Here is a 12,733-nt window from a genome sequence, read left to right on the forward strand (position 1 = left end):
ATTTTGAAAAGAATACTCTTTGGCTTAATAGTTACTTTAACACTATTGCTTTCACTTTCAGCGGTGTGTGCTGATGAAAACGTTACCGGCGACCTGTTGAGTGAAAGTGATGTTGTTGCAGATGATATTGAGAGCTCCGATACTGTTCAATATAAGGCAAATTCAACAATTGCCGCCGACGATGCGGTAGGTTATGATGCCTTCAAGACAAAACTGGTTGTCAATTTAACCTCAAACGGCACTAACCTGTCCTCAAGACAGATTGCAATATCAGTCAATGACGTTACATACAACAAGACCACCAATGCAAATGGTCAGGCCAGTCTGAAGGTTAAGCTTCCGGCCGGAAAGTATGATGTCAAATATTTCTATGCCGGTGATGAAAACACTACTCAGGCAAGCTTCACATCCAAATTAACAGTTAAGCCTGCCATCAAAACCACTATAAAGGTTGCAGACAAGAATATCAATTATCGCCAGGGTCTTACATCCCTCTTCATTGTCCATCTGGCAGATGTCAACGGCAAGGCCTTAAGCAATCAGGATGTCATCATCAAGGTGAACGGAAAGGAATACAATATCAAGACAGATGCAAACGGCGATGCGCAGATTACACTGTCTTTAAAAAAGGGCAAATACAAGGCCAAATTCTATTTCAAGAGTAACAGCCCATATCTTGCTTCAAAAGGCAAGTTCAAGATTGTAGTAAAGCCTAAAATGGCCAAAGGCGATGGATATTGGATTTTTGGAGCGGACATGAAGAAAGTCAATCTTAAGAGCCTTTCCAAAAGCGGAACCAAACAGATATTCCTGAATTTCTATTCGATTAAGCTTTACGGCAAATCAGGTGTCGCTTCTTGGATAAAAAAGGCAAACAAATACGGAATCAGCGTTCATATATGGATGCAAGTATTCTACAGTGGCGGAAAATGGGTTGTCCCTATAGATGACAATGACGGTTCCATCAAATACTCCTATATCACTTCCAAAGTCAAGGAGGCAAAAAGCTATGCCAAAATCAAGGGAGTGGCCGGAATTCACTTTGATTATGTAAGGCTTTCCGGTGTAAAGTATAGGGAAAACGGCTATAAGGCGGTCAATTATTTCGTTGAAAAGGCCACTGCCGGAATTCATAAGGTAAATCCGAACTGCATAGTTTCCGCAGCCGTGATGCCTGAACCATCTTCCCTTAAGTATTATTATGGTCAGGACATTCCGACAATTACAAAATACGTCGATGCAATAGTTCCAATGGCCTATAAGGGCAATTATGGCCAGAAGACTTCATGGATAACTTCGGTAACCAAGACTTTGGTTAAACAGTCAAAAGGCGCTAAGGTCTGGTGCGGCCTTCAGACTTACAAATCCGATGATGACCCGACCAAGCTGTCTTCAAAGAAACTTTTAAAGGATGCAAAAGCGGCCAAATCCGGTGGAGCTAGTGGAGTAATTCTATTCAGATTCGGTTTAGTTAAATATATCAATTTCAAAAAAGTGTGAGTCATGAAAAAAATAACTTTAATCTTAATTGCATTTCTAATATTCATTTCGCTTTCAGCCGTTTCAGCTAGTGAAAATCTAACTGACATATCGATTGGTGATGACCCTTCAATGCTTGAAAGCGTCGAATCCGTTGATGATGTGGTTTTAAGCGAGGAAACAGATTCAATCGAAAATGGATCAATTGCTCAACCTTCAACAATAGCTGCTTCGGATGTTGTAGGCTACAGCAAGTTTTCAACAAAGGTCAACGTGACCCTCAAGTCAAACAACACCCCATTGGCTTTCAAGCCTTTAAACATTACTATTAATGGGGTAAGCTACAATAGAACAACCGATGTTAATGGCCAAGCTATCGTAAGCGTAAAGCTTGCGACAGGAAAGTATACTGCCGATTTTTCGTTTGCAGGCGATGAGAATTCAACTTATGCCAATGGAAGCTGTAAAATAACCATTAAGGATGCAATAAAAACTAAAATCAAGGTAGCCGACAAGTACATCAATTATCGCCAGAGCCTTAAAAACGCATTCATCGTATTGCTGGTTGACAAGAACGGCAAGCCAATTAAAAATCAGAATGTAACTGTCAAGGTGGACGGGAAAGTTTATACTGCCAAAACCGATAAGAAGGGGTATGTCGAAGTTTTCCTGGACCTTAAGAAAGGCAAATACAAGGTAAAGTTCTCATTTGCTAAAAGTTCCCCTTACCTTTCATCAAAAGGGTCATTCAAAATCAAAGTCAAAGGTCCAATCGCTGCCGGTGACGGATATTGGATCTGGTCAGCCCACATGAAAAGCGTGAATCTTAAAAAACTTTCCAAATTGGGAACCAAACACCTGTTCCTGCATTCCAACTCAATATATCTTTACGGCACATCCTCCGTCGTCAACTGGATTGCCAAAGCCCACAAATACGGAATGGAGGTTCACATATGGATGCAGATATGCTATTCCAATGGAAAGTGGGTAAGACCATGCAACCCGGACGATAGCATCAACTATGGTTTCTTGAAGAGCAAAATCAAGGAAGCTAAAAAATATGCTAATATCAAAGGCGTTGACGGGGTTCACTTTGATTACGTTAGATTCGGAGGAACTGCACATCTGTATGACTCATCCACCGATGCCATAAATTATTTTGTCAAAAAGGCCAGCGTCAAAATCCACAAGGATCATCCCAACTGCATAGTGTCTGCAGCAGTGATGCCGGAGCCTAAGATGATGATTTACTGGTATGGCCAGGACATTCCGACAATGGGGAAATATCTTGATGTAATTGTTCCGATGGTTTATAAGGGCAATTTCAACAAGGACAGGGGTTGGATAACTAAGATAGTCAAGCTATACAATAAGGAATCAAAAAGTGCGGTAATCTGGGCAGGCCTTCAGACATACCATTCCGAAAGCAATACAAAGAAACTGTCCCATAAACAGCTTACAAAGGATGCAAGGGCAGCCAAGGCAGGCGGCGCAACAGGTTCCATACTGTTTAGATACGGATTAACCAAGTTTTTAAATTTCAAAAAGGTTTGATTAAAACCTTTTACCATTTTCTTTTTGACAGGGCTTTAAGCCTCTTTTTTTCCAGATTCTTCTGTTTGTCTGACTGATATTGCCTTTTTTGGCGATTGGTTGTTGTTTCGTTGTTTCTCATGATTGTTATAAGGTCAATCGAATTGCCGCTGCAAGCCATGAGGACCCTAATTTCCTTATAGTCTTTATTTATGGGTGCTGGAAATACGACGGCATATGTGCTGCCTTCCACATGCTCCCAGCTCACAGGCTCTTCCGTCATTATGCAATCCATGATGTACTGTCTTGATATTCCATTTTCCTGCAGCCTTTCCTGGAAATGGCGGTTTTCAAAACACCAGTTTATGCCGGTGACTTCACCCATTATGAATTTGTCAAATACGTTCATCACAAATAAATATGTAAAGGTTATTATATATTGTTTTACAAAAATTGTATTATGACACAACAAGCACAATGGGATTCATCTTTAGCTTTTATTTTTGCTATGATTGGGGCTGCGGTTGGTCTTGGTAACATCTGGCGTTTCAGTTATGTACTTTATTCCAACGGTGGGGGATCATTTTTCATCCCATACTTTGTAGCAATCGCTATAATGGGAATTCCTTTTTTGATATTAGAATATGGTGTGGGATTCTCATTTAAGGAGTCCTTTTCGAAAATTATGCGAATGATTAAGCCGGAGTTCGAAATAATTGCTTGGATTCTGGTTTTGTTTGTATTTGTTGTTACAATTTATTATATGGTAATCCTAAGCTGGGATTTGGTGTATCTGTTAAGCAGTTTCACATTCAACTGGGGAACCGATACTGCAGCTTACTTCGTTAATACTGTTGGGGGAAGCTCCAACCTGTCAAATGCCAGTTTCCTGTTAATTCCAACAACCGTTGGCGTCTTGTTGTTATGGATTGTCTTATGGTTCATTTCCCATAAGAATGTGGATAAGGGTATCGGAAAGGTTTCCAAGATACTCATTCCGGCATTGTTTGTCATAATGGGCATCATTATCGTTTATGCATTGACTTTGCCCGGCGCAAACATCGGAATCGAAACTCTTCTAACTCCTGACTGGAGCATGCTTTTAAATATTGACATTTGGCTTGCCGCATTTGCACAGATTATCTTCTCATTGAGTATGGGTCAGGCCATTGCACTTACCTATGCAAGCTACCTGCCTGAAAACTCCAAATTAATCGATAATGTTTTGATTGTTGTTGCATCAAACTCAGCATTTGAAATCTGCACTGCATTCGGTGTATTTTCAATCTTAGGGTTCATGTCACTTACCAACGGAACCCCAATGGTTCAACTGATTACTGAAGGAACAGGTTTGGTATTCATCGTGTTCCCGATGATTTTCAACATTATGGGTCCTATCGGGCGCATTCTGGCTCCAATGCTCTTCTTGGCAATTCTTTTTGCGGGCGTCACTTCAGCTTTGGGATTCTTCGAGCCGATGCTGAATTCAACTGCCGATAAATTGGGATGGTCCCGTAAGAAAGCCGCAACCGTTTTGAGCATTATTGGCTGCGCATTTTCCTTGGTCCTAACAACCGGTATCAGCAGCTATCTGGTCGGAATCATTGACACTTTTGTAAACCAGTTCGGCATTTTGCTTTTGATTGGTGTTCAATGTATAATATTCGCATGGTTCTATGGTGTTGAACACTTCCTTCCTGCCTTAAACGAGTCATCAACATTTAAGGTCGGCAAGACCTGGAGCTTTATAATCAAATACCTGCTTCCATGTGTCCTGATTATAATGTGGGCTGTCGGTATTTTCCAGCTGTTCACAACTGCCGAATCATTTGAAATAATGATTGATTCAATAATCATCATTGGTGTTCTGGTTGCTGCAGTCGTATTGACAAAAATCAGGCCTGCCGATGAATGATTCTTTCATTCATTTCTTTTTATTTTTTCTTTGAATTCTTCCTATTGAATACTTAATTCTAGCTTTGATTTACTTTAATTTTTTAGTTAATCTTATTGAATTATTTGAGCTATTTTTAGTTTAATGATACTATAAAATAAATTCAGAAAACAAGTTCATGTTAATCTACATGTCTAGATTGATTTAGTAGTTTTTGTATGCATCATAGCCTGCATACAAATGGTAGAGTGTTGAAATTCCGCTTCCCAGAATATTGTTGGCCAAATAGTAAATCAATGCATGGACAATCAACATTCCTATAAACAAAATTATTCCTCTTTTTGCATTTCCATGCAATGCATGTCCCAAACCAGGTATTATAAAAGACAATATTCCATTTGCTAAAGCGTCCTTTTCCATTCTATCACATTCCCACTAGTGCTAACGCAAATATAAACGCATCTGTTAGAAGATGGCTCATATAAGGCACAAATATGTTTTTGGTTTTGATGTAACCGTATAGTTCAAATATTGACCCCAATCCCTGGATAAGCAGCACTGAAATTAACGGTGTCACGCCAGGGTCGTAGTGAAGCATTCCGAAAAATATCAGGATGAAAATTGTAGAGACAATTACTGATAGCTTACGGTTCTGAGTGTATTTGTAGACAATCCTCATGAAAAGCATCAATGGAATGAATTTTATCAGTTCTTCACCCATCATTGAAAATACCAGGGAGATTAATGCTTCTACGCTAATGCCAAGATATTCGGGGGTCACGGCACTTGTATGGCCCATCATATCTACAAATTCGCCAACTACAACGGCATAGATAATATAGCCGACAAAAAGAAGCACGGCAAGTTTTATTTCGCTTCTGCTGGGCTTTCTAAACATCAGAGAATAATCCCAATTTGAAAAGTACAGCAGAGGAATCAGCAATAATAAACAGAATATCAAACTGCCTATAAATTCACTTTCCAAAGAAATTATTGAGTAAGTCAAAAAGGAGATTGGAATTAAGAGCAACAGTATAATCCAAGCCATTTTTGAGATTTTCGGATTATGCCGGTAATATGGAAAGTCTCTGCTTTTATCTTCAAATTTGAAAAATTCACTCATTTTTATCACACTTCAATAGTTAATATTATTTTAGATTAAATATATATTTTAACTTGAGGTAAATTATGAATTTGAAACATCTGATTTTGGCCTGTCTGGTAATGTTCATGTTGATTGCACCGGCCTGTGCCAATGACAATATAACATATTTCAATGAATCAAGCAAGATAAACTTCGAAGGAGTGGAATTCGTTATTCCATTCGGATTTGGAGAGGCAAGAGCCAGTGAAGACTTTGAAGAGCTGGGATCCAATGGCCAAACATGCTTTTACATTAACGAATATGGCGGAGAAATCATAATTACCGTTGCTTCAGACTGGATGGGTATGTCTTTAGATGAATTATACCATGAAGGTGCATCCAAAGCCACAATAAAAGGTCATGAAGGCTGGAATTATACAGAGGGGAACATGACCTGTTTCAGTTATGTTGACGGGGACAATGCAGTCATTGTTCAGGTAACAAATCAAACAAGGCTTTATGAGGTGATTATTTGAAGAGGCACTTAATTTTGCTATTGGCATTTATGCTGACTATAGGTGCTGTCAGCGCCACTACTAGTTGGGACGATGTTTTGAAGGATTTGGATTCAATGGAAGATTTCAATGTCGAATATTTTGATTGCGATACAAATGTAAGCGTCGGTGATTATTTCTTCACAATTCCTGAAGGATTCGGCCAGATAGATTCCATGGCCATTAATATGACTGAAGGCAACAGTTCCGGAATTGTAAAGTTTTTCAAAAATGCAGATGATGAAATCTTAATGGTATCCCTGACTTCCGGGGATGATTTGAACGCCAGTATCCAGAATTACATTCCGGAAAATGTCTCTTATGAAAATTTCACAATCGAAGGGCATGATGGCGTAAAATGGACAGACATGCCATTCTCATTCTTTTCCTACATTGACGGAAATACTGTAGTTGTCTTGCAGGCACCGAAAGATTCTTATTTTGAAGAGATGATTATCTAATCATCTTTTAATATTTTTTTTAAAAACAGGATTAGTGTTAAGCCTAAAGGAAATAATCCTTTAGAACTTAAACTAAAAAAATTTTTTTAGTGCAACACGGGAGTGTGTTACAAATTATATTATGATTTAATGTATTATTTAAAGATTTACTAATTTTTACATGCCTAAAATTCTTCAAATTTTTAGAAAAGTATTTTTAGGTATTACTATATATTCTTTAGCATGAAATTCAGATATCTGCTTGCAATAGTGTTGCTTTTTGCCCTAATCGGGTTTGTATCTGCCGAGGCCTTCACCCCCGAAGAGGGAACTTTTGCCTTTAGGGAGGTTGAAAACTACACCTTACACGACATCAACTTTACTGTTCCGACAGAATACAGGCTTCAGGGCAGCGGGAATGATTTTTTGGACTTCAAGCATGGAAAGGATAAGCTTAAAATCACCGTCGTTAAGGACGGAAAAGTCGAAAAGGTCAAATCGACCAAAAAGATAAAATCCGGTAAGACTATGCTTGGATCTCAAAAGGGATATCTTGTCGATAAAAAAGGTAGCTATACCTTCAGCTATTATGAGGGAGACTATCTTGTAACCATCAAATCAAAGGACATGTCATTGATGATTGGGGTCATGGGCAAGGATTAATCTACATTAAATATATTTAGAATCTTTGACATAACATTAATTACTCAAAGGAGGATTGATGATGAATAGGAAAATATTTTTCACATTGGCTCTTGTAGCCATAATGTTGGCTTCCATATCATTCGTCAGTGCAGAACAAAACATAACTATCGATGGCGTTGACTTCCACATTCCTGACGGATTTGCCGAAGATCCGAATCATGAAACAGTTAATGAACATCACTCTCAAGGCTCTGTTAATTACGTAACCAATGGTAAACTTTTTGAAAAAGGAAATACCATTATTGCAATTCTTGTTGCTGAGTATGAGGGTTTTGAAGTAAGTGATGATGTCGTTGCAAATGTCGGTGGAGATGCCAAAACAATAAACGGCGTAGACGGATATCTTAAACAGGATACCATCTATTATGTTTTCAGTTATGAAAAGGACGGTAAACTGGTTACCATTTCCTCAACTGATGAAGATGAGATAGGCGATTTTTTAATAGCTTAAGGTGAAACTTTAAGCTAATTTCTTTTTTTTAACAAATCTTTTATATTATTAATACATAATACTATTAACGGTGATAAAATGGATAGGAAAAAATTGATAATTATTGGAGGAATCCTCGTTGTTTTTCTTGCAGTAATGGCAGCTTTCATACTCACTTCATCATCAACTGAAGATTCAAATTACAGTAAAATCGCAATTTTGGGCGAAGGGGCCATTAATGAAAACGGTTCCGTTTCCATTAAATTAACTAATGGCGAAGGAATAGCCCTAAAGGATAAGGAAATTCATGTTACTGTTAAGGACAGTAACGGAAGCACTGTATTTGAAGACACTGTAAAAACATTTGCAAACGGTGTTGTCAATGTCAAAATTGCAGGTGTTCCTGCCGGAGAATATGATATTAATGCAACATTCGATGGTGACGAAAACTTTACCGGAAGCAGTGTAGCTGCAAAATTGACAATCAAACCTGGTGAAAGCGAGGAGCCTGTTGACAACAGTACCGCAACTGATGACAATGTTTATGCGGAATCACAATCAACTTCAACTCCATCTTCAAGCTCCAGTTCAAGTTCCTCTTCATATTCAAGACCTAGTTCAAGCTCAAGTTCATCTTCAAGCTCAAGTTCTAGTTCCAGTGACTCTGGCGGAGGCTATGATGTCATAGATGAAGACGGCCATAATGTAGTGCCTGTAATTGATGAGGATGGAAATCCAGTATAGTGATGAAGTCGTTCACACGACTTTATTTTTTTCTTTTTTTTAATTGCTTTGAATCGGTAATATTGATTTGACTGCGTAATATTGCTTTCATATCCAAGTAAACTTTAAATAATTCTTTTTAAATACATATTTTCACAAATGTGTCCTGATGCACTTAGAAACGTTAATATCATCCTAAATTCAATATTATATTTACTAATGACGGGAGGTGAAAATATTTTAGAAAATGTCACAGAATTTTTGATAGAAAATCCAGAACCCTACAATTCAATCTATAGGTTCATAGAATCTGATATTCTTCCAAAATACCCTTGTTTAACTTCAGTCTTCCAGGATAACTTTGATGAAGAAGGCAATCCTAGAATTCAGTATTATGTCAGATATGCTGCTGATTTGTCGTTAAGTGAATGGGATGAATTAAGATCACGCATTCGAGAATCTGTTATATCGTTTTGTAAATCTTCTGGCGTGCCATACGGCATATATTCTGAAATTGATTTCATTTTGACTGTGGATGGTGATTACTATGCAAAATACAGAAAGGGATTTTGAAGACATTACGCCTTGTGAAATTCTCGATTTATCAGAAAGGGGAATTCACAAGCATTGATTCTGCATTTGAAATTGCAGAAGACATTATTAAAACTTTCAATGAATACAAAAAATTATAAACTATTTTTTTTAAATACCCAGATTTTTTCACAACAATATTCCAACTTGAATAAAAAATTTTAATACTTTTAATATTTATAAGATATATTATGAGCTTAAATAAGAAACACATATTAATCCTTTTAATTTTAATAGGTGCTTTATTTGTGGTTGGAGTGGCTGCCGCCGAAGGTGTCAGTGCCGCTAAAACCAAAAAAGTGGATGTGACAATTTATAATTTCCCATCAGGAGTATTATGGGGGCCTAAAGCCGTTAAACTTTCAAATGGTGATGCAATAGCAGGTTATGTTGAATACAGTGGCAATATGCAGTTCGATAAGGGAGTAGGCGTAACAGCATGGTATCTCGGAAACGGCTATAATGGAGACATAGAACCTCATCATACAAAGCTTGTCAAGGCCAAATTCTTCTTCAAGAACAAAAAGGGAAAAGTAAAAACCAAAACCGTTAAGGGAAATGGTGGAGGACACATTCGCACCAACCTGATTAAAGGCTATACTCCATATAAGGCTACTGTTTGGTATAAAACCAAATAATCCTTCTTTTTTTATTTTTTTTGATGGTTAAGGCAGTTTTGCAGTTGCGGTGTAATTTTTAGATGATTTAAAAAAATATTTTTCACTCGAATTTCAGATGGCTGAAGATTTTTTTCATATGCTGTATAGCATTTGTTACCTTGTCTTCGGTTATTTCTTCATAAGGATGATAATCTGCTTTTTTTCTTAATGAAGCTAAATTTTTAAGTTCAGTTTCCGTTTCTTCCTCTCCAAAATCAAACAATGCTTTTCGAACTTGTTTATGTTCGCCTATTTTCTTTTCATTTGGTTTAAATTCCCAAGGAGGTTTAACTTTGAAATTTTTAATTTTTTCTAGCCATAATTCGCAGTATAGATATGCACTATAATATGCTCTATTGATAATAGTTCCATATGTCCATCTTTCATTAGAATTTTCGGGAATTAATTGATTTTTAATCATTAGAAAATGCAATGTTAAAAGATACAGATGGAATTGAGGATGTTTAGTGATATCCATTTTATCACCTGTATGAGATTATTGCATTTCTGCAGAATTCGTAGATTCCATTTGCTTTTGAAAATTCTTTCATATGTCTATAAAGTTCTTTAAGGGTTTTATCTAAAATCTCTTCACTGGTTCCATTAAATTTTTCAAAAGAATATATATAATCTAATGTATCAATGTCGGGATCTTCTATTAAAGACATTTCCCCTAAAAAATCATATTTTTTCGCAAAGTCTTTGATTTCTTTAGTATATATTTCTTTAGCAGGTTCCATTTCACGCTTGAACTCATCCAGCATTGTTGTCATTTAATCACCTTTTTTTAAGTTATTTCATTCGTAAAAAGTCTAATTTTTTCACTTGAAAAAAGTTTCTTTTGCCACAATTAAGATATTTATCTTATTCAAATATAAATTTAGCGCTTTTAAAGGTTCTAAATAGTCATATTACAGTGTTACATCAATATTTCAAGGTGAGAACAATTTTGCGTGGTGAAATCAATTTAAAAAAGAAAAAGCAGGTACTACTCTAGAAGTATTGAGTAGTACTGTCAGGTGTCAATGTTACGGTCTGGGTTGCCTGCAGAACTCCGTCGGCATCATACAGTTCCATATATGCCTTGTCAGGGAATTTGGAATATGCATCGGCGCTTGCAACCTGTATGTATCCGTTTGAATCAACTGTTTTTGTAACGAGGTTTCCGTTGTTTAGGGAATCGCCGTCAGGGTAATATTTGATTTTTATTTTAACGGTATCTCCTACATAGATTTTGGTATTATTTCAAACATCCAATCGGTATAACTTTAACTCCATCTTTTCTAGTGTAGGCTAATTTTCCTCCAGTTATAACTGCTAAAAATTTTGGTTCGGGTATTTTAGTTTCACCGGATTCTCTTTTTGCATTGATTAGTTTTTTAAGTTTAAGTAAATTTGAAGCACCTTTATCTTCTTCTTTACTTCCTAATTTAAATTCAATTAATGCATAATCTCCGTTATTTAATTCTAAAACACAATCAACTTCTAAATCATTTTGGTCATGGTATTGCTTTACTTTTCCTCCTCGAGGAATTGAATAGACATTTAAGTCTCTAATGCATAATGTCTCAAAAATATGGCCTCCAGTATTTAAATCATACAATAATTTTTTTGGAGTTAATTCAAGTGATGCAATAGCAATTGATGGGTCTATGAAATTTTTTTTAGAGCTATTTCGCATGGCAGTTTTTGACCGGATATTTGGAGTCCAGGCTTTAACTTCATCAATTACAAATAACTGCTTCAATACATTTATGTAATTATAGTATGTCGCTTCAGAAATTGTACCGTGGTGTTCTTTAATATCTGCCATAATTGTAGTGTTTTTTGCATATGAAGAAATATTCCTAGAGTAGGATTTTAAAAGTTCTTTAATTTTGTTTGGATCTCTTTTAACTCCATCAATTGTGGTCGTGTCTACTTCACAAATGATGTTTAGATATGATTTGGCTATTAATAATTGTCCTTTTTCTGTTTTTTGTTCAAGCTTTCAGGCCATCCTCCTCTACACATTGCAAAAATTAGATTTGTAATTGTCAAATCAGAAGTAATTCCATTGATATTCATATTCGGATTATCAAATAACTCCATTAATGAAATTTTCCCGTTTGATTCTCCACTTTCAAATAGGCTCATAGGTCGCATTAATACTCTATGGATTCTTCCAGCGCCACTATGATTTATTTTTTTATCATTTACAACTGTTGTTCCTGTTAAAATGTATAATCCGTCGTCTTCACTTTTATCAACACTATATCTGACTGCATCCCATAATTCCGGAGCCATTTGCCATTCATCAATCAATCTAGGTTTTTCCCCTTCAAGTAATGAAAGGGGATCTACATCTGCTAATCTTAGATAATTTTTAGAATGGGTAGGGTCTTGTAATTCGATAATGCTTTTTGCAATTTGTTTTGCAGTAGTTGTTTTTCCACACCATTTCGGACCGACAATCAAAATTGCCCCCATATATTCCATTAATTCTTTTAATTCCCTATCTAAATAGCGAGGTAAGTATTTAACCAATTTCAACACCTTTTTATTTTTTCAATTTTTCGTATACTTCCTTGTTAAAGGATTTACATACTTTTTGTTGAAGTAAATACATATTTAATGTTATTTCTATTAAATTTTTTTAAAT

Annotated in this window: 16 protein-coding genes and 1 pseudogene; 11 read left to right on the top strand and 6 right to left on the bottom strand. The window is 36.3% G+C overall.

All coding sequences use genetic code 11. The annotated features are described in order from the left end of the window. Positions 1-3 precede the first annotated feature (3 nt). On the top strand, positions 4-1,500 hold the full coding sequence (locus ACKI3D_RS01230; RefSeq protein WP_407391565.1) for a putative glycoside hydrolase: 1,497 nt from the start codon (positions 4-6) through the stop codon (positions 1,498-1,500). Between the two features lie 3 nt (positions 1,501-1,503). Beyond that, positions 1,504-3,033, top strand: a complete 1,530-nt coding sequence (locus tag ACKI3D_RS01235) for a putative glycoside hydrolase (RefSeq protein WP_407391567.1) — start codon at positions 1,504-1,506, stop codon at positions 3,031-3,033. Between the two features lie 10 nt (positions 3,034-3,043). Here ACKI3D_RS01235 and ACKI3D_RS01240 read toward each other — a convergent pair whose 3' ends face one another. Further along, positions 3,044-3,421 (bottom strand): DUF4258 domain-containing protein, encoded by a 378-nt coding sequence (locus ACKI3D_RS01240; protein ID WP_407391569.1) that lies wholly within the window; start codon positions 3,419-3,421, stop codon positions 3,044-3,046. Between the two features lie 51 nt (positions 3,422-3,472). Here ACKI3D_RS01240 and ACKI3D_RS01245 point away from each other — a divergent pair, with 51 nt between their 5' ends. Further along, positions 3,473-4,927: a sodium-dependent transporter gene (locus tag ACKI3D_RS01245; RefSeq protein ID WP_407391571.1), complete on the top strand. Its 1,455-nt coding sequence runs from the start codon at positions 3,473-3,475 to the stop codon at positions 4,925-4,927. Positions 4,928-5,110: 183 nt separating this feature from the next. Here the strand turns inward: ACKI3D_RS01245 and ACKI3D_RS01250 are convergent, their stop codons facing one another. Both ACKI3D_RS01250 and ACKI3D_RS01255 read right to left on the bottom strand, forming a co-directional pair. Continuing rightward, positions 5,111-5,326 carry a DUF6677 family protein gene (locus ACKI3D_RS01250; RefSeq protein WP_407391573.1) on the bottom strand — a complete coding sequence of 72 codons (216 nt, stop codon included), beginning with the start codon at positions 5,324-5,326 and terminating at the stop codon, positions 5,111-5,113. 4 nt (positions 5,327-5,330) lie between these two features. Continuing rightward, complete coding sequence (locus ACKI3D_RS01255) at positions 5,331-6,029, bottom strand: type II CAAX prenyl endopeptidase Rce1 family protein (protein ID WP_407391575.1); 699 nt, start codon at positions 6,027-6,029, stop codon at positions 5,331-5,333. 65 nt (positions 6,030-6,094) lie between these two features. Here ACKI3D_RS01255 and ACKI3D_RS01260 point away from each other — a divergent pair, with 65 nt between their 5' ends. The 8 genes from ACKI3D_RS01260 (at position 6,095) to ACKI3D_RS01295 (ending at position 10,071) form a co-directional block, all read left to right on the top strand. After that, positions 6,095-6,526 (top strand): hypothetical protein, encoded by a 432-nt coding sequence (locus ACKI3D_RS01260; RefSeq protein WP_407391577.1) that lies wholly within the window; start codon positions 6,095-6,097, stop codon positions 6,524-6,526. Then, positions 6,523-7,005, top strand: coding sequence for a hypothetical protein (locus ACKI3D_RS01265; protein ID WP_407391579.1), 483 nt, complete (start codon positions 6,523-6,525; stop codon positions 7,003-7,005). The genes ACKI3D_RS01260 and ACKI3D_RS01265 overlap by 4 nt, the downstream gene beginning before the upstream one ends. A gap of 252 nt (positions 7,006-7,257) precedes the next feature. Further along, entirely contained in the window at positions 7,258-7,647 is a 390-nt protein-coding gene (locus ACKI3D_RS01270) for a hypothetical protein (RefSeq protein ID WP_407391581.1), read from the top strand. Positions 7,648-7,705: 58 nt separating this feature from the next. After that, a complete protein-coding gene (locus ACKI3D_RS01275) occupies positions 7,706-8,140 on the top strand; it encodes a hypothetical protein (protein ID WP_407391583.1) in 435 nt (144 codons plus the stop codon). A 78-nt stretch (positions 8,141-8,218) separates the two neighbouring features. After that, positions 8,219-8,863: an Ig-like domain-containing protein gene (locus ACKI3D_RS01280; protein ID WP_407391585.1), complete on the top strand. Its 645-nt coding sequence runs from the start codon at positions 8,219-8,221 to the stop codon at positions 8,861-8,863. A gap of 198 nt (positions 8,864-9,061) precedes the next feature. Continuing rightward, complete coding sequence (locus ACKI3D_RS01285; RefSeq protein WP_407391587.1) at positions 9,062-9,415, top strand: hypothetical protein; 354 nt, start codon at positions 9,062-9,064, stop codon at positions 9,413-9,415. Next, complete coding sequence (locus ACKI3D_RS01290; RefSeq protein WP_407391589.1) at positions 9,412-9,534, top strand: hypothetical protein; 123 nt, start codon at positions 9,412-9,414, stop codon at positions 9,532-9,534. Before ACKI3D_RS01285 ends, ACKI3D_RS01290 begins: the two co-directional genes overlap by 4 nt. Positions 9,535-9,681: 147 nt before the next feature. After that, complete coding sequence (locus ACKI3D_RS01295) at positions 9,682-10,071, top strand: hypothetical protein (protein WP_407391591.1); 390 nt, start codon at positions 9,682-9,684, stop codon at positions 10,069-10,071. Positions 10,072-10,153: 82 nt separating this feature from the next. On the opposite strand, the gene ACKI3D_RS01300 is transcribed toward ACKI3D_RS01295, so the two are convergent. From ACKI3D_RS01300 to ACKI3D_RS01310, 3 genes and pseudogenes are all read right to left on the bottom strand, one after another. After that, a complete protein-coding gene (locus tag ACKI3D_RS01300) occupies positions 10,154-10,570 on the bottom strand; it encodes a hypothetical protein (protein WP_407391593.1) in 417 nt (138 codons plus the stop codon). Between the two features lie 4 nt (positions 10,571-10,574). Then, a complete protein-coding gene (locus tag ACKI3D_RS01305) occupies positions 10,575-10,865 on the bottom strand; it encodes a hypothetical protein (RefSeq protein WP_407391595.1) in 291 nt (96 codons plus the stop codon). 467 nt (positions 10,866-11,332) lie between these two features. After that, positions 11,333-12,618 (bottom strand): annotated as a pseudogene (locus tag ACKI3D_RS01310) (ATP-binding protein). Positions 12,619-12,733 lie beyond the last annotated feature (115 nt).

The sequence above is a fragment of the Methanobrevibacter sp. genome (assembly GCF_045586545.1).
GTDB lineage: Archaea > Methanobacteriota > Methanobacteria > Methanobacteriales > Methanobacteriaceae > Methanocatella.